We start from the raw sequence: 19,346 nt of genomic DNA, 5'->3' as shown, positions 1-19,346 counted from the left end.
AGACACGCTGCCAGCCTGCCGCCCCCAACCGCCAGCGGTTAGGAGACACGCCCTAGCCGTACCGACCGGGACGCCGGTGCGGTCCGCCGCTACTGCCCCAGCACCGGTTGGTCACCTCCTGTTCACGCAGAAGTCCCCCAGTTGTCAACTGTTCGTCGACCGACCTACTGTGCTCGGGGACCTGGGTCGCCGCTGCGATCGGGGCGTCGACTGCAGGGACCCACCATGCTCACCGTCATCCGGCCGCGGCGTCTGCTCGTGGTCCTGGCCGGGGTGAGCCTCCTGCTGGGAGCCGTCAGCCTCGTGCTGAACCTCGTCGTGCTCGGCGCCGACACGCCGGGCCAGCTGGCGGCGGGGATGCGCTCCGGGGTGCTCGACCTGCTCAGCGTCAACCGGGAGGCGAACCTCCCGACGTGGTTCTCCTCGGCCCTGCTGCTGGCGGCCGCTGCATCGGCGGCCGGAGTGGCCGCGTGGGCCCACCGGACCCGCGACCGCTGGCGGTGGCACTGGACGGTCCTCGCCGCGGCGTTCTGCTACCTCTCGGTCGACGAGCTGCTGCGGTTGCACGAGCGCGCCAACCACCAGGTGGGCAAGGTCGTGGAGACGAGCGGGGTCTTCACCTTCGGCTGGTGGGTGCTGGCCGCCCCGCTGGTGGTCGTCTTCGCCGCCGCGTACGTCCGCTTCCTCCGCGGGCTCCCCGGACGGATCGGGCTCCTCATCGTCGTGGCGGGGACCCTCTACGTCGGCGGCGCCATCGGCATGGAGGTGGTGGGCAGCTGGCTGGCCGACGACCGCGGGATGCTGTCCGCTCCGTACGTCCTGGCCACCACGGCCGAAGAGGTGCTCGAGATGCTCGGCGTGGTCGTCTTCCTCTACGCCGTGACCACCTACGCCAACTCCCGGATGAGCGTCGTCGACGTACCGGCCGAGAGCGCCGCCACGCGGCTGGACGAGGCTGCGGACCGCGGTGGTCGAGGTCGGCCCGATGACGCTGCGCGCACCACCGCCACGGCCCCGGGCGTCTCGGAGTTCGGCGACGACACCGGGATCGGCGGCACCCGCGCGGCCTGACCGGCCTCCGTCAGCCTCGGCGGGCGGCGAAGAGACCGGCGGCGTCCCGCAGGCTCTTGGTCGGGCGCAGCCAGGCGCCGTCCGTCGGCAGGGCGTCCAGCCGGACGCGGTCCAGCGGCTCGACGAACGCCCCGGGCACGTCCTCGATGTCGACGAACTGCAGCAGCTCGGAGCTGATCGCGTAGCCGGCGACCTCGCTGAACGCGACGACGACCACCTCGGTGCCCGCGCGCGCCAGGTCCTCGAGCGGCTCGGCGAAGTTCCGGCCGTCACCGGAGAAGACGACCAGGCGGCGCAGCTGGTGGCTGTGCGCCCGCACGCTGATGTGGTCGAGCATCGACTGGTCGATGTCGTCGTCGGGCTGGAGCTTGGGCCGGGCGAAGACGGCGTAGCCGAAGCTGCGCAGCGCCTCCACCCAGCGCTGCAGGGAGGTGGCGTGCTGCGGCGGCACGTTGGCGAAGACGCAGGCCTCGACCTCCGGCGGCTGTACCGCCCCGAGCTCCTCGGCGCCCTCGACGAACCACGCGGCGATCGCGTCGAACCGCGGCCGGGACGCCGCGGTCGGGCGCGCGCCGATCACGTTCGCCAAGGTCATGTCGATGTTCGGTGCGTCCCACACCAGCAGGTCCAGCGACGGGCGCGGCCCCTCGGACGAGAACCCCTCGTGCCCGTCCACCGATCCGGTCGCGTCGTCGAGGATCTCGGTCATCGGCCCAGTCTGCCGGTCGGGGTCCACCGGCGGGACCGGTGGGCGCACGACCGCGGTGGGCGTGCCGCCCGGGGCCGTCGCCCGACGCCGACGGCGGCCGGTCAACGGGCCGCTCCGACGCACCGACGACAGCACCGCGACCAGCTCACCCCGGCACCGTACGAGACGCACCGGACGCTCAGGTCGGGATGGTCACCAACCGCTTGATCGCCAGCAGGGCCAGCGGGGCGTAGCCGAACACCAGGGGCGCAAAGCCGCTGATCCGCAGGCCGGTCGTCGTCCCGCCGTCCGGGCCCGCGCTCACCCAGTGCGCCAGCCCCAGCCGGGTCGGCCCGACGGTGACCTGCCAGCTCCACCACCGCGCCGCGTCGGACACCTCGTCGACGACGAACGGGACGGAGGTGCGCAGCGGGTCGTGCACCCGGCCGGTGACGCCCTGGGCGATCCGGGGGGCGGTGGCCTCCACCCGGCTGATCTGCGGGGACCACTCCGGCCAGCGGGCGGGGTGCACGAAGCGGTCCCACACCTCGCCGGGGTCGACCGGGCCGGTGGCGTGCAGGGTCACTGTGGTCACCCCGGACGGGTGCCCGCCCAGCTGCCGACTGACACCCGGGCGGGCTGACGACCGGGGTCCGCCCCCGAGAGTGACCCAGGCCGGTCCATCCGCGCCCGACCAGCATGCCCCGCGCCCGCCCACCGCGCAGGTCAGGTTCCACGTGGAACCCCCGCTCGGCGCCGCCCGGGCCGGACGCGAGGATGGCGGCGTGCCCGGGCCCTCCCCCTCACCGGTCCTCCGCGCGATGACGGCGGACGACTGGCCCGCCGTCCGCGACATCCACGCCGCCGGCATCGCCACCGGCCTCGCCACCTTCGAGACCGGGCCACCGACCTGGGCGGCCTTCGACTCCTCCCGCCTGCCCGGTCACCGGCACGTGGCCACCGACGGCAGCGGCACGGTCCTCGGCTGGGTGGCGTGCACCCGCGAGTCGCCGCGGGCGGCCTACGCCGGCGTGGTCGACCACTCGGTCTACGTCGCACCGCACGCAGCCGGCCGGGGCATCGGGCGAATGCTGCTGCAGCGGCTGATCGACTCGACCGAGGCCGACGGCATCTGGACGATCCGGGCCGGGGTGTTCCCCGCCAACACGGCGAGCCTCGCGCTGCACGAGCGGCTCGGGTTCCGGGTGGTGGGCCGTCGTGAACGGATCGGCCGCCGGGTCGTCGACGGGCGGGCGAGCTGGCACGACGTGCTGTTCCTCGAGCGCCGCAGCCGGGTGGTGGGCCGGGACGGCGACCCGGCCTGACCCGCCGTCAGGCCGCGGGGCCGCCGAGCAGAAGCTGGCGCAGCAGGTGCAGGGCCAGCGTCGTCGTCCGCTGGCGCACCGCCTCCCGTGACCCGAGCAGGGTCAGCGAGCGGGCGGCCGCGCCGTCCGGGCCGGCGGCGGCCAGGTGGACGGTGCCGACCGGCTTCTCCGCCGTACCGCCACCCGGACCCGCGATCCCGGTGACGCCCACCCCGACGTCGGCGCCGAACCGGCGCCGGGCGCCCTCGGCGAGCGCGGCGGCGACCTCCGGGCTGACCGCACCCGCGGCGGCCAGCATGCCGGCCGGCACGTCGAGCAGCTGCGTCTTGGCGTCGTCGGCGTAGGCCGCCACCCCGCCGAGCACCCGGCGCGACGAGCCCGGCGGCGCGGTGAACCGCGCGGTGAGCAGCCCGCCGGTGCACGACTCGCCGATGCCCACCGTCCACCCACGCTCGTCCAGCGCAGCGGCGACCAGCTCGTCCACCGTGGGTCCGTCGCTGAACAGCGTGTCGCCGAAGTCGGCGGTGACCGCCTGCACCAGCCGCTGCTGCGCCGGCTCGGCGTCCGGGCCGTACCGGGTCACGATCTCCAGCTCGCCGTCCCGCAGGCAGGTGGTGACCTCCAGGCCGATCAGCTGGTCCTCGACCCGGCGCAGGGCGGCCGCCAGCTCCGACTCCGGCGTGCCCCACAACCGCAGCGTCGACTGGCGCAGCTCGGTGGCCCCGGCCAGCGCCCGGCGCACCGGCTCGGCCGCCAGCGCCGCCGGCCACATGCCCTGCAGCTCCGACGGCGGCCCGGGCAGCACCAGCACCGGGGGCCCGGTCCGGCCGTCGGCCACCGGGACGACGAGGCCCGGCGCCGTGCCGACCGGCTCCAGCACGGTGGCGCCCGCCGGGACCTGCGCCTGCTTGGCGACCCCGGCCGCGGTCGACGCCGGGTCCATCCGCCAGCCGCGGCGGGCGCTGAGCCGGGCGACCGCCTCGGCGATCCGCTGCTCCAGGGCCGGGTCCAGCGCCGAGGGCCGGCCCTGGAAGTCACCGACCAGGGCGGCGGTCAGGTCGTCGGCCGTCGGCCCCAGCCCGCCGGTGGTGATCACCAGGTCGGTGCCGGCGCCGGCCAGGAAGCCGAGGGCGGCCCGCAGGTCCTCGGGCCGGTCCCCGACGACGACGACCGAGCCGACGTCGACGCCTCGGGCGCGCAGCGCCTCGGCCAGCCACGGCCCGTTGCGGTCGGCCACCCGGCCGGTGAGCACCTCGGTGCCGGTGACGACGATGCCCGCGCGTGCTGCCACGGGACCGACCCTAGGGGGGGCGGCCGGACCACGGCGCGGGGGCAGGCTCCCGGTGGCCCTCCGCGGCTACGGTGTCCAGCGCCCTGCCCCGCCGTCCAGCCCGGTCCGACCAGGCCGTCGGCGCCTCGGCGCACCCCACGAGGAGGACACGTGAGCCAGCCGCACCCGCCGATCCCCGAGCCACAGCCACAGCCGGGGCCGGCACCGACCGGCGCGACCCGGCACCCCGCCGACGAGCCGGCCGGGGACCAGCACGCCACCACCGGGCACCCCGTCACCGAGCACGCCGTCACCGAGCACCCGGCCACCGAGCCCGCGGTGACCGGCACGACCGACGATCCACGCACCCAGTCGATCCTGCTGCCGCCCAGCCAGCGCCAGACGGTCGAGCCGGAGCAGCCGGACGCCGGAGCGCACGGCAGCCACCCGCCGTACCACCCCTCCTACGACCCGCCGACCGCCGTGCACGGGACCGGCGCGGTCGACGTCGGCCCCGGGTCCACAGCCACCCCGCCACCGGTCCCGGGCCCGGCCACCACCCCCGGCGCCGCACCCGGCACCCCGTCAGCAGGCGCGCAGGACGGCGGGTCCTCGTCGTCCTCGGTCCGTTCCCGCCTCGCCGCCGTCCGCTCCTCGGGCCGGCCCGGCAAGGAGCTGGTGGCCCTCCTGCTCGGCGTGCTCGGGCTCGCACTGCTCGAACTGGGGCTCAACCTCGACTTCGTCAACCAGTCGCTGTGGGACGTCGTGCCCACGTGGTCGGCGTTCGCCACCGTCGCCGCCCTCGTCGCGCTGGTGCCCTCAGCCGTCGCCCTGGCCGGGCGGCGGGAGTCCGCCCGGACGGCGTGGCGGGTCGGGGCCGGTGGCCTGGTCGCCCTCGCCGCCTTCTGGGTGCTGATCGCCCTCCCGCTCGTCGCCAGCGACCGCGGCTTCTGGCTCACCGCCGCCCTGGCCGCCACGGGCGCCGCGGTGGTGCTGGCCCCGGGCCGTCCCGAGTGACCCGGGGCCGCGGCTGGTTCCTCGGCGCCGGGGTGCTGGCCCTCGCCTCGTTGGGGTTGCCGTGGGCCGGGCAGCTGTCCGGTGCCGGGCACCCGGCGCGGGTCGCCGTCCTCGCTGCCCTGGCCCTGGCGGTGGTGGGGCTGCGCCGCCGGCAGGACCAGTGGCTCACCGCCGCGCTCGCCGCCGCCGGCGTCGGGCTGCTGCTCGGCGGGGTCGACGCGTCGTCCGGCCGGGTCGCACTGGCCGCCGCAGCGACCTGCCTGGTCCTCGGCTGCCGGGCCGCCGGGCACCGCCTGGTCCCGTCCCGGTGGGCCGGGGGCACGGCGGGCTGAGCACGGGCACTACCCGCGCACCCGCACCGCCAGCACCGCGACGTCGTCGTCCACGGAGCCGTCGAGCTCCGCGAGCAGCCGATCGCACAGCTCCTCCAGCGGGAGGTGCGCCCACTGGGCGAGCGCCTGGGCCAGCCAGGCCGTGCCGTCGTCCAGCACGGCGCCCCGGCGCTCCACCAGCCCGTCGGTGTAGAGGACGACCGTCGAACCGGGCACGAGCAGCTGGGTGTGGTCGCTGCGCAGGACGGACGGGTCGACGCCCAGCAGCAGGTCCGGCTCACGCTCGAGCACGGTGACCGTGCCGTCGGGCTCGAGCAGCAGCGGCGGTGGGTGCCCCGCGTTGCTCCAGCGCAGCAGCCGGTCGCCGGTGCCCACCTCCTCGACCGTGGCCAGGACGCCGGTGGCGAGGGTGGCCACCTGCAGGTCCTGCAGCGCCCGGTCCAGCGCGCTGAGCACCGCACCGGGGGCGCCGCGCCGGCTGTGCGCGACGCCCCGGAGCACGTTGCGGACCTGCGCCATCGCCGCCGCCGCGTGCCGGTCGTGCCCGGTGACGTCCCCGATCACCAGGGCGAGCCGGCCGTCGCCCAGCAGGAAGGCGTCGTACCAGTCCCCGCCCACCTGGGCCAGCGACGCCGCCGGCAGGTACCGGACGGCGACCTGCAGGTCGTCGGCCTCGGGCGGCTCGGTGAGCAGGCTGCGCTGCAGCGCCTCCGCCATGCCCTCGACCACGGCGTGCTGGGCCCGCTCGTCCGCCCGGGCCCGGATCCGCTCCAGCGCCAGCGCGGACTGGGCGGCCAGCGCGTGCAGCAGCTCGAGGTCGCTCTGCGCCAGTGCCGGGGGGTGCATCCAGCCCACGCTCAGCGACCCGATCCGCCGGGAACCGCTCTCCAACGGCACCGCGGCCCAGGCCTGGACGCCGGTCGCCGCGGACAGCCGGGCCAGCTCGGGCGAGAACGCCTCGGTGGCCGCGCGGTCGGGCAGGACCACCCGCGCCCCCGTGCGGGCCGCCACGCAGCTGGGGTAGGGCCCGTCCAAGGGCAGCACCGTCTCCGGGCCGACGCCGACCGGGGCGATGCCGTCGGTGAGCACCAGCCGCAACCGGCCCTCGCCGTCGCAGACCCCGAGCACGCCGCCGTGGGCGCCCAGCACGACCAGGCCGCGCTCGTTGACCACCCGGGCGAGGTCGTCGAGGGTCTCCGCCCGCCCCAGGGCCAACGCCACGCCGGAGAGGGCGGCGAGTCGGCGCGCGGTGTCCGCCTCGGCCTGCCGGGCGGCGCGGAGCTCGGCGCCGCGGGCGAAGAGGTCGCTCTCCACCTCCAGCACCCGGCGGTGCCAGCGCTGCCCCCGGCCGCTGGGGTGGTCGGACATGGCCTGCTGGCGCACGTAGTCGGTGATGTCCTCGACCCGCTGGAGCAGGTGCCGGCAACGCCCCTCGTCGTCCGGCACCGGGACGCTGATCAGGCTCCAGAACCGCTTGGTGAAGCCACCGGAGCCGTCGGGGATGTCGAACTCCTGGACGGGCAGGGTCTGCGGGCGGCAGGTGTCCCGGGCCCGCTCCAGGGACGCCCGGATGCGGCTGCCACTGGCGTCGGGGGCGGTCGAGTCGGGGTTGCCGGGGAACGCCTCGAAGACCGGCCGCCCGACCAACTCGGCCAGGGTCCGACCGGTGTTGGCCAGGTAGGCCGGGTTGGCGTCGACGATGACCAGCTGCGGCGTCAGCACCAGGTAGGGGGTGGGCATCGCGGCGAAGAGCGCCGCGTGATCAGGGGACGACACCGCCAGGTGCGCGCCAGGACCCCCGTTGCCGATCGGGTGGTCCGACCTGTTCGCCCCCGCGCTCATGACCCTGGATGCCCCCCATGGCCACTGCCTCGTCGGACCGGGCCTGTGGCGGGCAACATACCGGCGCGGGACCTCGCCGGGGGGCGCCTCGCTCAGTCCTTGCTGGGCTTGCCGTTCCCGTTGCCGTTCCCCGCGCCGTTGCCGTTCCCGTTGCCGTTCCCGTTGCCGTTCCCCGCGCCGTTGCCGTTCCCGTTGCCGGTGGGCGGGGCGGACGTCTCCGGGTCGGGGGTGGTCGCGCCGTCGTCCGTCTCGTCCTCGGCCGGCTCCTGGGTGCCGGGCACCTCGGTCTCGCCGCCCTCTGCCGACTCACCTCCCTCGGCCGGTCCCTCCTCGACCGTCTCGCCGGTCGTCGCGGTGGGCGTCGGGGTCGGGGCCTGGGTCGGCTCGGGGGCGGCGGTGGTCGCCGGGGCGGGAGCCGGCTGCTGGACCACGGTGTCGACCGTCCGCTCCCGGCTCGGCCGGACCGGCGCCGGGGTGTCGCTGGGGGCGACGGCGTAGCTGACCAGGACCGTCTCACCCGCGCGGAGCTCCGTCGCCAGCGGCGCCACGTCGACGACCGTGCCGGGGTCGGCGGAGTCGGTCTCCGTGGGCTGCGCCTCGACGACCAGGTCGAGGGCCTCCAGCTGGGCACGGACGGCGTCGACCGGGCGGCCCAGGTAGTCAGCGGCGTCCAGGACCACGGTGGCCGGGGAGGCCACCACCTCCCCGGGGACCTCCACGGCGGCCGCGATCGGCGTCGTCCCGGTCGGGGCGAAGGCCTGGAGCACGACGGCCGCCATGCCGGCCCCCACCAGCAGCGCGACGAGCGGGACCAGCAGCCGGCCCAGGCCGCCCTGCGGAGCGGGACGGCGGGTGGAGCCCTCGGTGGCCGACGACGCCCCGGCCAGCGCAGCCGCGTCCGGCAGCAGCCAGAAGCTCTGGGTGTCGGTGCGCTGCACCGCCGGCAGCTGTCGCCCGGCGAGCACCTCGTCGATCGCCGCGACGACGGCTTCGCCGTCGGGGTAGCGCTGGGCAGGGTCCTTGACGATGGCGCGCTCGACCAGCCGTCGCACGCCCTCGGGCAGCTCCGCGGGGAGCGGGGCGGGCTGGTCGCGCAGGTGGCGCAACGCGATGGTCACCGAGTTGTCACCGTCGAAGGCGCGCGCGCCGGTCAGGCACTCGTAGCCGACCATGCCCAGGGCGTAGACGTCGCTGGCCGCCGTGGCGTGGGCACCCGCGGCCTGCTCCGGGGAGAGGTAGGACGCGGTGCCGACCACCTGGCCGGTCTGGGTGAGCGGCACGCTCCCGGCCGACCAGGCGATGCCGAAGTCGGTGATCTTGACGGTGCCGTCCCACCGGACCAGCACGTTCCCCGGCTTGACGTCCCGGTGCACCACCCCGGCAGCGTGGGCGGCCGCCAACGCGGAGGCGGTCTGCCGGAGCACGTCGAGCGTCCGGTCCGGCGACAGGCGCTCCTCGCGGGCCAGCACGGTCGACAGCGACTGGCCCTCGACCAGCTCCATGACCAGGTAGGCCAGGTGCTCGCCGGAGCCGTCGACCGCCGACTCCTCGCCGTAGTCGTAGACGGCGGCGATGTTCGGGTGGCTCAGCGCGGCCGCGTGGTGCGCCTCGGCGCGGAAGCGGGCCAGGAACAGCTCGTCACCGGTGTACTCGCTGCGCAGCACCTTGACCGCGACGGTCCGGTCGAGCAGCTGGTCGTGCGCGCGCCACACCTGGCCCATGCCGCCGGAGGCCAGCAGGGTCGCCAACTCGTAGCGGTTCCCGAGGCTCCTCCTCGTGGGCTCCACCACCGTGCGCCGTCCCCTCGTCCTGCGTCGTCATCACGTGCGAACCCCAGCCGGCCGGCGCTGGCGGGCTGGACGCACCGAAGGGGTGGATGCCCCGCCGGAGCGTTCCTACACATGCCGGCGACCGGCTCGTCGGCCGAGGTGAGCAACGTCAGGTCGAGACGGACCGTTCCCGCGCGAGACGCTCCCCTGCGGCAGCCAGCCAGTGGGCCGGGTCGGCCATGGCGCCCTCGACCGAACCGGCCAGCTCGGTGAGCGAGAGCGCACGGGCCACCGGCAGCTCGTCTGCCGCCACGACGCGGCCGGCGACCACCGCCACCGGCACCGCCGCACCGCGTGCCCGCTCGACCAGGTCGCCCACCACCTTGCCCCGCAGCGACTGGGCATCGAACTGCCCCTCGCCGGTCACCACGAGAGCCGCCCCCCGCAGGGCCTCGTCCAGACCCGCGGCGGCGGCCACCGCCTGCGCGCCGCTGACGAACTCCGCCCCCCAGCAGGCCGCGAAGCCGTAGGCGGTGCCGCCGGCCGCCCCGGCCCCCGGCGCCTCCCGGTCGCCCCCGAGCAGGTCGGCCAGCCGGGCCAGCGCCGCGTCGAGCTCGGACACCTGCGTGGGGTCCGCGCCCTTCTGGGGCCCGAACTGGCCGGCGGCGCCCAGCGGCCCGAGCAGCGGTGCGGTGACGTCGACCAGGCACTGCACGCCCCCGGCCGGCGGCGGGACCAGCCCGGCCAGGTCGACCCGGGCGAGCCGGGACAGGGCGCCGCCGCCGGGGGGCAACGGCGCCCCGTCGGCGTCCAGGAAGCGGGCACCCAGCGCAGCCAGCGCACCGGTGCCGCCGTCGGTGGTGGCGGAGCCGCCCAGGGTGAGCATCACCCGGTGCACGGCCGGGTCGGCGAGCACGGCTGCCAGCAGCTGCCCCAGCCCCCGGGTGGTGGCGCCCAGCGGGTCGGGCTGCTCGAGCAGCGGCAACCCGGCCGCCCGGGCCATCTCCACCACCGCCGTCCCGTCGGGGAGCAGCAGCCAGGCGGCGTCCACCGGGCGCCCGTCCGGCCCGGTCACCGGCGCACTGCGCCAGCAGGCGGCCGGCAGGTCGTGCCCGAGCGCCTCGAGCGTGCCCTCACCGCCGTCGGCGAGGGGGACGGCGACCAGTTCGTCGTCCGGCCGTACCCGGCGCCAGCCGGCGGCCAGCGCCTCCGCGGCCGCCGCCGCACCGAGCGTGCCCTTGAACGAGTCGGGGGCGATCACCACCCGGGTCACCCTCGGTCACCGTCGCCGTCGTCGCCGCACCACATGACCGGCAGCCTCGCCGGTGCCGGGGGCGGGCGGCAAGCCGGGTGGGTCGGGCCGGCGAGGAACGTGCCGCCAGCCGGTACCGATCGGCCCGGGAACTGCCGAGGAGGACCGCGACGGCCGCTCGCGCAAGTCCACGACCAGGAGTGCAGGTCCGATGATCGGTGCCATGTCCACGTCCGCCACCCCCGCCCGGGCACTGCGACCCCTCACCGTGAGCGCCGCACCGGCGCGCTGGCGGCGGAACGCCCTCGCCGCCCTCACCGCCGAGGACCGCGCGCTGCTCGCCGAGGCGACCGGCGTGCAGCTGACCGCGGACGGCGAGCGGGCCGACGGTCGCGAGCTGGTGCCGGCCGTCGCCTCCGCCGTCGCCCGGGATCGGCTGACCGGGCTGCTGCCCACCGGCCGACCGGTCAGCCGGGGCTACCTGGAGCAGATGTGGGCCGCACTGCCCCTGGGGCCGGGCTCGGCCGGGACGATCAGCGACATCACCGCGCTGCTGGACGTGCTGGCCCGCCGGGACGCGCACCAGGCCCTGGCCCGCCCGGCCTGACCCAGTCTGACCCGGCCTGACCCGGCCTGACCCGGCCTGACCCGGCCTGACCCGGCCTGACCCGACTCGGCCTGACCCGAGCCGACCCGACCTCGCGCAGGCGTCGTCGGCGTCGGCGTCGGCGCCGTGCCGGACAGGTCGACCTGCGTGGCTAGTGCTCTGGTGCACCAGTGCAACCAGAGCACTAGCGCACCGGTCACCACACGGTCAGCCGCGCCTGAATCCGGTCGGGGGACTCGGGAGGACGTAGGAGGTCCGCGGGCGCGCCGCCGGGTCGACGGGGTCGACTCGGCCTGCTGCCGCGCGGTGCCCCGGCTCGCGGCGCGGGAACTGCCGTACCAGCAGAATGGGCCGCGCCCGGAACGCCGTCAGCAGAGGAGCTGTCGATGCACCCCCAGGACACGCCGTCGACCAGCGAACGGACCAGCACCGCACTGCCGGAGCAGGTCGGGGTGATCGGCGGCGGTCGGATGGGCGCCGGGATCGCCCAGGCGTTCCTGGTCGCCGGGGCACGGGTCGAGGTGGTCGAGGCCGGTGACGAGGCAGCCGAGGCCGCCCGCGGCCGGGTGTCGGCCGGCCTCGAGGAGGCCGCCCGGCGCGGCAAGCTGACCGCTGAGGTCGCCGAGGTCCTCGACCGGCTGACCCTGGTCGACTCACCCGCCGAGCTGACCGAGGACGCCGGCCTGGTGGTGGAGGCGGTGCCCGAGCGCGCCGATCTCAAGGTCGCCGTGCTCACCGCCGCGGAGGCGGTGCTGGGGCCGGACGCCGTCCTGGCGACCAACACCTCCTCGCTCTCGGTCACCGAGCTGGCCGCAGCGCTGCAGCGGCCGGCGCGCTTCCTGGGCCTGCACTTCTTCAACCCGGTGCCGGCCTCGAAGCTGGTCGAGGTGGTCGTCGCGCCGGAGACCGCCGAGGACGTCGTCGCGGCCTCCCGCGACTGGGTGCGGGCGCTGGGCAAGACCGACGTGGTCGTCCGCGACTCCCCCGGCTTCGCGTCGTCCCGGCTGGGCGTGCTGCTCGGTCTGGAGGCGATCCGGATGCTGGAGGAGGGTGTCGCCGACGCCGAGGCGATCGACGCGGCGATGGAGCTGGGCTACCGGCACCCGATGGGCCCGCTGCGCTCGACCGACCTCGTCGGTCTGGACGTGCGCCTCGCGATCGCCGAGTACCTCGCCGGCACCCTGGGCGAGCGCTTCACCCCACCCCAGTTGCTGCGTGACAAGGTGGCCGCCGGAGAGCTGGGCCGCAAGACCGGTCGCGGCTTCCACGACTACGCAGAGGACTGAGAGGACGACGATGTCCACACCCGGCTCCGAGCCCACCGTCACCCGCGCCGACGCCGACGGCGTCGCCACGCTGACCCTGCAGCGACCGGCGCTGTCCCACCGGCTGCGCACCGAGCTGCTCGCGCACGTGCGGGACGTGGCCGCGGACGAATCGGTGCGCGCCGTGCTGCTCACCGGCAGCGGTCGGGCCTTCTGCGTCGGCCAGGACCTCGCCGAGCACGTCGAGGAGCTCCGCTCCGAGCGTCCGGACGCCGGGCCGTCGCTGTCGGTGGTCGAAGCCGAGTACAACCCGCTGATGCTGGCCCTGGCGGCACTGCGCGTCCCCCTCGTCGTGGGGGTCAACGGCGCCTGCGCCGGAGCGGGCCTGGGCATCGCGCTCGCCGGCGACCTGCGGGTCGCGGCCGCCGGCGCCAAGTTCACCACCGCGTTCACCGGCATCGGGCTGTCCAGCGACTCCGCGCTGGCCTCGCGGCTGGTGCACTGCGTCGGCGGGTCCCGTGCCACGGAGCTGCTGCTGCTCCCCGAGCCGTTCCTCGCCGAGACCGCCGCCGAGTGGGGGCTAGTGCACCGCGTCGTCCCGGCCGCGGACGTGCTCGCCGAGGCGACCGCGCTCGCCACCCGGCTCGCTGCCGGGCCGACCCGGGCCTACCGGGCGGTCAAGACGGTGCTGGCGACGGCGGCCACCGACAGCCTCGAGGACACCCTGGCGCTGGAGGCCAGCCTGCAGACCGACCTCGGGGCGACCGCCGACCACCGCGAGGCCGTCGAGGCGTTCCTGGGCAAGCGACCGGCGGTCTTCACCGGCCGCTGATGGATCGAGGCCCCCTCCCTGGAGGGGCCCGGGTTCCACGTGGGACCGCTGGCTGGCGGCGGTGCAGGCTGAGCAGACGTCGACGCCGGACACCGGCCAGTGCGCCTCGGTGGTCACCCGGGCCAGGGTGCCGCAGACGGTGAGCTCGCAGGCGCCGTCCAGGTCGGCGGGGGCCCGGTGCACCTCCACGGCGTGCCAGAGCGCGGCGGCCGGCCCGTGCGCACGGCTGCGGGCGGCGGCGAACGTCAGCGTCTGCGTGGTCACCCCTGGGTCGTCGGCAGCACCGGCCTGCCGGTGCAGGGGCTCCGCCGCCGGCTCACCCCATCGGATGACCCGGCCCGGTGCCCAGGTGTGGACCCGGCGTGGCAGCGTGCACGGCGACGTCCCACCGCCTGCGAGGAGACCCTGGTGCAGCTGACCAAGCACGGACACGCCTGTGTGGTCCTGTCCGACGGCGACCGACGGCTGGTCGTCGACCCGGGTGCGTTCACCGCCGACGACGCCTGGCACGGCGCCTCGGCCCTGCTGGTCACCCACCAGCACCCCGACCACTTCCTGCCCGACCGGGTCCGCGCGGCGCTGGACGCCGACCCGGCGCTGGAGGTGTGGACGAACTCGGCGGTGGCCGAGCAGCTGGCCGGCGCGGGCCCGCGGGTGCACGTGGTCGGTGCCGGCGACGCGTTCACCGCCGCGGGGTTCGGGGTCACCGTGCACGGGGAGTGGCACGCCGTGATCCACCCGGACCTCCCACGGGTCCGCAACGTCGGGTTCCTCGTCGAGGAGCGGGTCTTCCACCCCGGCGACGCGCTCACCGTGCCGCAGGCCGCCGTCCCCACGCTCCTGCTGCCGGCGCACGCCCCGTGGTCCAAGACCGGCGAGCTGATCGACTACCTGCGCGAGGTGCGCGCCGAGCGGGCGCTGGCCGTGCACGACGGCCTGCTCAACGACACCGGCCTCGGTCTCGTGGCCGGGTTGCTCGGTGAGCGTGGCCCCGGCCAGCCGGTGCCCTACGCGCGCCTGGCCCCCGGGGAGTCCGTCGAGGCCTGAGGCCCGTCGGCCGGCGGTGCGAGGGACAGCGGCACCCCGACCCGCGGGTCCAGCTCGGCGATCCGGGCCGCGTAGCGCCGCACCCGGTCCCGCTCGGTGAGCAGCGCGCGCTCGGTCTCCACCTGGTCGGTGACATCGGTCTGGATCCCGATGTACTGGACGACGGCGCCGGTCTCGTCCGTCACCGGGGTCAGCGTGCACTCGTTCCACCAGGTGCTGCCGTCGGCCCGCCGGTTGAGCAGGACCTCCCGGCACTCGGCACCGGCCGCGATCGCCGCGCGCATGCGGCCCACGGCGGCCGGGTCGGTGTCGGGGTCCTGCAGGAAGCGGCAGTTGCGGCCCAGCAGCTCGGCGGCGGGCTGGCCGGCCAGCCGCTCGAACGCGGGGTTGACGTAGACCAGCGGCTGGTCGGGCAGCCGCAGGTCCACGATCGTGACGCCGGTGCCGACCGCGGCCAGCGCCCGGTGCAGAAGCGCCTCCCCCGGATCGCCGGCGGAGCGCCCGGTGAGCAGCGAGACCACGCCGGCCGGGACCGCTGGCACCTCGCCGTCCTCCGTGGACGCACGCCGCAGGGTGTTCGGCGCCACCCGGGAGAGCAGCGCCCGGGCGGCCCGCACCACCGTGTCACGCTCGTAGGTGAGGGCGAAGGCGAACCGGCGCGCCATGTCCGGGCCGTCGTCCCCGAGGTCGCGGGCCAGCAGCGCGGCGCTGAAGTGCGGGCTGAGCACCACGACGTCCCACTCGCCGCGCACCGGGTCACCGGCCGCCAGGTCCGCGCCGCGGAGGCCGGGCATCGGCTCCACCGGCAGGTCCTCGCCCAGGGCGGCGACGAACCCGACCCGCTCGACCAGGTCCCGGTAGCGGAGCCGGGTCGCCGGCGTCACGTGCCGCGCCTCCTGGAACGTCGAGGCGACCACGCAGGTCTCCCCCAGTCGCAGGGCCTGCCGTTCCAGTTGCTTGCTGAGCTCGATCAACAGCGCCTTGGGCGCCTCCCGGACCGGTACGCGCGCCGGCAGGCAGGCGAACGGGGACACCAGCTCGCCGCGTGGGTCGGCGGGCTGGACGGCGGGCAGCCGGAGCGTGCCCGGTCGAGCACCCGAGGCGGCACCGGGCCCCGGGCGACCGAACAGCCAGCCCTGCCCCAGCGTCGCCCCCAGCGCCCGCGCCATGGTCAGGTGCGTGCCTTCTCGATGCCCTCGGCGAGCACGAGCGCCCCGGTCGACTCGGCGTAGGCGTTGACCGCGTTCATGATCTCCGCGATGGCCGGGCCCGGACGTTCCTGCACCAGGCGCAGGTCGAGCTTGACGACGTCGGGCCGCAGCAACGGCATGAAGGCCAGCGAGAGGGACTCGGCACCGACGTCGTCCAGGGCGATCGCCCAGCCGAACTCCCGCACCCGCTCGACGGTCCGCAACAGTTCCGCCGGCCGGGCGGCCAGCGCGCGCTCGGTGATCTCCAGGACCACCCGCAGGTCCCCGGGCACGGGCAGCTCCGGGTCGAACAGCGCCGCCACGGGGGCGTCGTCGAGGACCTCGGGCTCGACGTTGACGAAGACGGTCGAGGGAGCCAGCAACCCCTGCGCCACCGCGCCGCGCAGTGCGGCGGCCCGGCACGCCTGGTCCAGCTCGGTGAGGCAGCCCGCGTCGCGCGCGGCGGCGAACAGCGCGTCCGGCGCCTCGAACGGGCCCTCCGGGCCGCGGGCGAGCGCCTCGTAGGCGACCACCCGTCCGCTGTCCAGCTCGACGATCGGCTGGAACACGCTCCGGACCGCACGGTCCGCGATCACCGCACGGATGTCGGTCGTCCGCTGCTCCCCGAACTGCGCCACGTCGTCCCCCATCGGAGCCGGGCATCGACCCCTGGAGTCTGACAGCATCGTCGTGCTCCGGACGGGTGAGCACACCGGTGGGCGTCACCGGACAGGCCGCAGGCGAGAGGGGGCGCGGTGAGCGCTGCGTACCAACTGCCGACCTGGGCCGTCCTGCCGGCCCGGGCCGACGCGACCTTCGACCGGCTCGCCCGGTCGGCGGCCGAGGCGCTGCGCGCCCCCCGCGCACTGGTGGTCCTGGTCAGCAAGGCCGGGCAGGTCTTCCCGGGCGCCTTCGGGCTGCCCGAGCCGTGGGCCAGCCGCCGTTCGATGCCGTTGAGCCACTCGATGAGCAAGTGGGTGGCCACCAGCGGCAGCCCGCTCGCGCTGCGCGACGCCCGGGAGCACGCCGAGTTCGCCACCGGCCCCTCCGTCCAGGAGCTGGACGCCGTCGCCTACGCCGGGATGCCGCTGTGGGGCGTGCACGGGCAGCCCATCGGCGTGCTGTGCGTCATCGACACCAGCCCCCGGGACTGGACCGAGCCCGAGCTCGCGGCGCTGCACCGGATGGCCGACGACAGCTCCCGGCAGCTGCGGTTCCGGGTGATCGAGCTGGCCGAGCAGGAGGCGCACGCGGTCGCCGTCCGGGACGACAGCGCCGCCCAGAGCGCCGCCGAGGCGGCGCGCGCCGCGTTCGTGCTGGCCGAGGCCGATGCCGACCGGGCCCGGGTGGTCGCCCGGCTCAGCACCGCGCTGCTGCCGGCGGAGACGCTCCCCGAGCTGTTGCACACGGTGGACCGGCTGGTCCGGTCCCCGCTCGGCGCCACGACCGTGCTGCTCGGGGTGGCCGAGGTCGGTGCCCCGGAACTGCAGGTCTGGTCGACGGCGTCCAGGGCACCGCGGGGCACCGGCCCCGTCGCGTGCCTACGGGTGGACGACGCCCACCCACTGGCGGCGGCGATGCGCGAACGGCACCTCGTGGCGGTCGCGACCCCGGAGGAGGCCGGGGCCTTCCCGGGGCTGCTCGAGCTGCCCGGTGCGGGTCCGGTCCTCGCCGTCCACCTGCCGCTCGGTCAGCACCACTCCGACGCAGCGCTGCTGGTCGGCTGGCGACAGCCCCGCAGGCTGGACGCACCGGTGCGGGCCGTCGTCACCGACCTGGCCCGGCCGGTCGGCCACGCACTGGACCGGGTGCTGCTGCGCGACCAGCGGCTGCGGCTGGCCGAGCTGCCGCCGGGGCCGGCCCAGGCCTGACCCGGCCCGGCTCAGCGACCGCCGACGGACACCTCGAACTCGACCTGGCTCACGTCGGGCCGCAGCCGGCTGAACGAGTGCACCAGCGGGTGCCCCGACGTGTCCCGGACGGTGGTGCGCACGACGAGCAGCGGCGAGCCCGCGGTCACCTGCAGCACGTCGGCCTCGTCCGCGGCCGCCGTCCCGACGTCGACGAAGATCCGGGCGTGCGCCAGATCGGCGGAGTACTCCCGGCGCAGGAACTCGTAGAGCGAGCCGTGGCTGAAGTCCTCGGTGGCCGCCTTCGGGTAGCGGGTGGCCGGCAGGAAGCTGCGGACGACGTGGTTGGGGAGCCCGTCGACGCTGCGCAGCCGGACCAGCTCCACGACGTCGTCGGCGGTGCCCACCCCCAGCTCGGTGGCGATCGGCGGAGCGGCCGGGACGACGCGCTGGGTGAGCACCGAGGTGCCCACCTGGGCGCCCTGCTCGGTCATCACCGAGTGGAAGCCGGCGATCCGGTGCACGAAGCTCTCGCGGTACTCGTGCCGGATGCCGGGCCGGCTGACGAAGGTGCCGCGACCCTGCTCGCGGATCAGGTGTCCGTCGGCGACGAGCCCGTCGACCGCCCGGCGCAAGGTGATCCGGCTGACGCCGTACTCGGCGCACAACACCGGTTCGGGAGGGAGGAGGGTGTGTTCCGGCAGCGCGGACGCGCGTCGCCGCAACGCCTCGCGCACGGCGAGGTACTTGGGCCCCGCCTCCGAACTCGCCACGCCCAGAAAGGTACTGCACCATGAGACGTCTAGACGTCATGACGTACGGTTCACCCGCCCGACCCCCTCGTCCGGAGGAGAGCACGTGCGCATCGGAGTCCTGACCGGCGGCGGAGACTGCCCCGGCCTCAACGCCGTCCTCCGGGCGGTGGTCCGCACCGCGGAGAAGCAGTACGGCAGTGACGTCGTGGGGTTCCGCAACGGCTGGCGCGGCCTGCTCGACAACGACGCGATGCCGCTGGACCGGCCCATGGTCCACAACCTGCTGACCCGGGGCGGCACGATCCTCGGCTCCGCCCGGGTGGCGCCGCAGAAGCTGCACGACGGGCTGGGCCGGATGCGCGAGGTGCTCGACGCCCACGGGGTGGACGTGCTGGTGCCCATCGGCGGCGAGGGCACGCTCACCGCTGCGGCGTGGCTGTCGTCCGAGGGTGTGCCGGTGGTCGGCGTCCCGAAGACGATCGACAACGACATCGACGGCACCGACCTCACCTTCGGCTTCGACACCGCGGTCAGCATCGCCACCGAGATGATCGACCGGCTGCACACGACCGCCGAGTCCCACCAGCGCGTCCTGCTGGTCGAGGTGATGGGCCGGCACGCCGGCTGGATCGCGCTGAACTCCGGGATGGCCGCGGGCGCGCACCTGGTGATCACCCCCGAGGAGCCCTTCGACATCGAGGCGGTCTGCGAGATGGTCACCGCCCGGTTCGAGCGGGGCCACCGGCACGTCATCGGGGTGATCAGCGAGGGCGCCACGCCCAAGCCGGGCACGATGCCGCTGCGCGACGGCGGGCTGGACGAGTTCGGCCACCGGCGGTTCACCGGGGTCGCCCAGCAGCTGGGCGAGGAGTTGGAGCGGCGCACCGGCAAGGAGGTGCGGACGACGGTGCTCGGCCACGTGCAGCGCGGCGGCACACCGACGTCCTTCGACCGGGTGCTGGCCACCCGCTTCGGCCTGCACGCCACGATCGCCGCCCACGAGGGGCACACCGGGCAGATGGTCGCGTTGCAGGGCACCGAGATCGGGCTGGTCCCGCTGGCCGATGCCGTGGCGCGACTGAAGACCGTGCCCCCGTCGCGGCTGGGCGAGACCACCGCCTTCACCGGCTAGCGGCCACCGCCCCTGTTCGCACGCTCTCCGTGCGCTCTGCTCGTGCCGCAGCACGTGCACAGCGCGCGGAGAGCGTGCCATGCGGGCGGCCCGGGCCTCAGC

The 19,346-nt window shown here is 75.9% G+C and carries 19 protein-coding genes; 10 read left to right on the top strand and 9 right to left on the bottom strand.

Translation table 11 applies throughout. The annotated features are described in order from the left end of the window. Positions 1-225: 225 nt before the first annotated feature. Complete coding sequence (locus IN07_RS00655; RefSeq protein WP_052090439.1) at positions 226-1,071, top strand: hypothetical protein; 846 nt, start codon at positions 226-228, stop codon at positions 1,069-1,071. 10 nt (positions 1,072-1,081) lie between these two features. Here the strand turns inward: IN07_RS00655 and IN07_RS00650 are convergent, their stop codons facing one another. Then, entirely contained in the window at positions 1,082-1,780 is a 699-nt protein-coding gene (locus tag IN07_RS00650) for an NYN domain-containing protein (RefSeq protein ID WP_036332547.1), read from the bottom strand. A 178-nt stretch (positions 1,781-1,958) separates the two neighbouring features. Then, positions 1,959-2,354 (bottom strand): SRPBCC family protein, encoded by a 396-nt coding sequence (locus tag IN07_RS00645; protein WP_036332545.1) that lies wholly within the window; start codon positions 2,352-2,354, stop codon positions 1,959-1,961. 190 nt (positions 2,355-2,544) lie between these two features. On the opposite strand from IN07_RS00645, the gene IN07_RS00640 reads away from it, so the two are divergent. Further along, positions 2,545-3,084, top strand: coding sequence for a GNAT family N-acetyltransferase (locus IN07_RS00640; RefSeq protein WP_036332563.1), 540 nt, complete (start codon positions 2,545-2,547; stop codon positions 3,082-3,084). Positions 3,085-3,091: 7 nt separating this feature from the next. On the opposite strand, the gene IN07_RS00635 is transcribed toward IN07_RS00640, so the two are convergent. Further along, on the bottom strand, positions 3,092-4,375 hold the full coding sequence (locus tag IN07_RS00635; RefSeq protein ID WP_036332543.1) for a competence/damage-inducible protein A: 1,284 nt from the start codon (positions 4,373-4,375) through the stop codon (positions 3,092-3,094). 150 nt (positions 4,376-4,525) lie between these two features. Here IN07_RS00635 and IN07_RS00630 point away from each other — a divergent pair, with 150 nt between their 5' ends. Further along, entirely contained in the window at positions 4,526-5,371 is an 846-nt protein-coding gene (locus tag IN07_RS00630) for a hypothetical protein (RefSeq protein ID WP_036332541.1), read from the top strand. Beyond that, positions 5,368-5,703, top strand: coding sequence for a hypothetical protein (locus tag IN07_RS00625; protein WP_036332539.1), 336 nt, complete (start codon positions 5,368-5,370; stop codon positions 5,701-5,703). Before IN07_RS00630 ends, IN07_RS00625 begins: the two co-directional genes overlap by 4 nt. 9 nt (positions 5,704-5,712) lie before the next feature. On the opposite strand, the gene IN07_RS00620 is transcribed toward IN07_RS00625, so the two are convergent. From IN07_RS00620 to IN07_RS00610, 3 genes are all read right to left on the bottom strand, one after another. Next, positions 5,713-7,479 (bottom strand): SpoIIE family protein phosphatase, encoded by a 1,767-nt coding sequence (locus IN07_RS00620; RefSeq protein ID WP_197058295.1) that lies wholly within the window; start codon positions 7,477-7,479, stop codon positions 5,713-5,715. Positions 7,480-7,637: 158 nt separating this feature from the next. Beyond that, positions 7,638-9,335, bottom strand: a complete 1,698-nt coding sequence (locus tag IN07_RS00615; RefSeq protein ID WP_036332537.1) for a protein kinase domain-containing protein — start codon at positions 9,333-9,335, stop codon at positions 7,638-7,640. Between the two features lie 148 nt (positions 9,336-9,483). Beyond that, positions 9,484-10,587: a glycerate kinase family protein gene (locus IN07_RS00610; protein WP_036332535.1), complete on the bottom strand. Its 1,104-nt coding sequence runs from the start codon at positions 10,585-10,587 to the stop codon at positions 9,484-9,486. A 202-nt stretch (positions 10,588-10,789) separates the two neighbouring features. On the opposite strand from IN07_RS00610, the gene IN07_RS00605 reads away from it, so the two are divergent. The 4 genes from IN07_RS00605 (at position 10,790) to IN07_RS00590 (ending at position 14,317) form a co-directional block, all read left to right on the top strand. Further along, positions 10,790-11,173, top strand: coding sequence for a hypothetical protein (locus tag IN07_RS00605; RefSeq protein WP_156118980.1), 384 nt, complete (start codon positions 10,790-10,792; stop codon positions 11,171-11,173). 386 nt (positions 11,174-11,559) lie between these two features. After that, positions 11,560-12,459: a 3-hydroxyacyl-CoA dehydrogenase family protein gene (locus tag IN07_RS00600; protein ID WP_036332531.1), complete on the top strand. Its 900-nt coding sequence runs from the start codon at positions 11,560-11,562 to the stop codon at positions 12,457-12,459. A 10-nt stretch (positions 12,460-12,469) separates the two neighbouring features. Then, complete coding sequence (locus IN07_RS00595) at positions 12,470-13,270, top strand: enoyl-CoA hydratase-related protein (protein WP_036332529.1); 801 nt, start codon at positions 12,470-12,472, stop codon at positions 13,268-13,270. Between the two features lie 408 nt (positions 13,271-13,678). Next, positions 13,679-14,317, top strand: a complete 639-nt coding sequence (locus IN07_RS00590; protein ID WP_036332560.1) for an MBL fold metallo-hydrolase — start codon at positions 13,679-13,681, stop codon at positions 14,315-14,317. Here IN07_RS00590 and IN07_RS26120 read toward each other — a convergent pair. Together IN07_RS26120 and IN07_RS26115 are read right to left on the bottom strand one after the other, a co-directional pair. Next, positions 14,278-15,486 (bottom strand): PAS domain-containing protein, encoded by a 1,209-nt coding sequence (locus IN07_RS26120; protein ID WP_052090437.1) that lies wholly within the window; start codon positions 15,484-15,486, stop codon positions 14,278-14,280. The two genes, IN07_RS00590 and IN07_RS26120, sit on opposite strands and share 40 nt — an antisense overlap. A gap of 2 nt (positions 15,487-15,488) precedes the next feature. Beyond that, a complete protein-coding gene (locus IN07_RS26115; protein WP_052090436.1) occupies positions 15,489-16,157 on the bottom strand; it encodes an EAL domain-containing protein in 669 nt (222 codons plus the stop codon). 105 nt (positions 16,158-16,262) lie between these two features. Here IN07_RS26115 and IN07_RS00580 point away from each other — a divergent pair, with 105 nt between their 5' ends. Continuing rightward, positions 16,263-17,378 (top strand): GAF domain-containing protein, encoded by a 1,116-nt coding sequence (locus IN07_RS00580; protein ID WP_036332527.1) that lies wholly within the window; start codon positions 16,263-16,265, stop codon positions 17,376-17,378. An 11-nt stretch (positions 17,379-17,389) separates the two neighbouring features. Here the strand turns inward: IN07_RS00580 and IN07_RS00575 are convergent, their stop codons facing one another. Next, positions 17,390-18,130, bottom strand: coding sequence for a GntR family transcriptional regulator (locus IN07_RS00575; RefSeq protein ID WP_036332525.1), 741 nt, complete (start codon positions 18,128-18,130; stop codon positions 17,390-17,392). An 85-nt stretch (positions 18,131-18,215) separates the two neighbouring features. Here IN07_RS00575 and IN07_RS00570 point away from each other — a divergent pair, with 85 nt between their 5' ends. Then, positions 18,216-19,244 carry an ATP-dependent 6-phosphofructokinase gene (locus tag IN07_RS00570; protein ID WP_036332523.1) on the top strand — a complete coding sequence of 343 codons (1,029 nt, stop codon included), beginning with the start codon at positions 18,216-18,218 and terminating at the stop codon, positions 19,242-19,244. Positions 19,245-19,346: the final 102 nt, after the last annotated feature.

Source organism: Modestobacter caceresii, assembly GCF_000761485.1.
GTDB lineage: Bacteria > Actinomycetota > Actinomycetes > Mycobacteriales > Geodermatophilaceae > Modestobacter > Modestobacter caceresii.
Note: the sequence above shows the minus strand (reverse complement) of the source record. Positions and strands in the feature narration are given on the sequence as shown.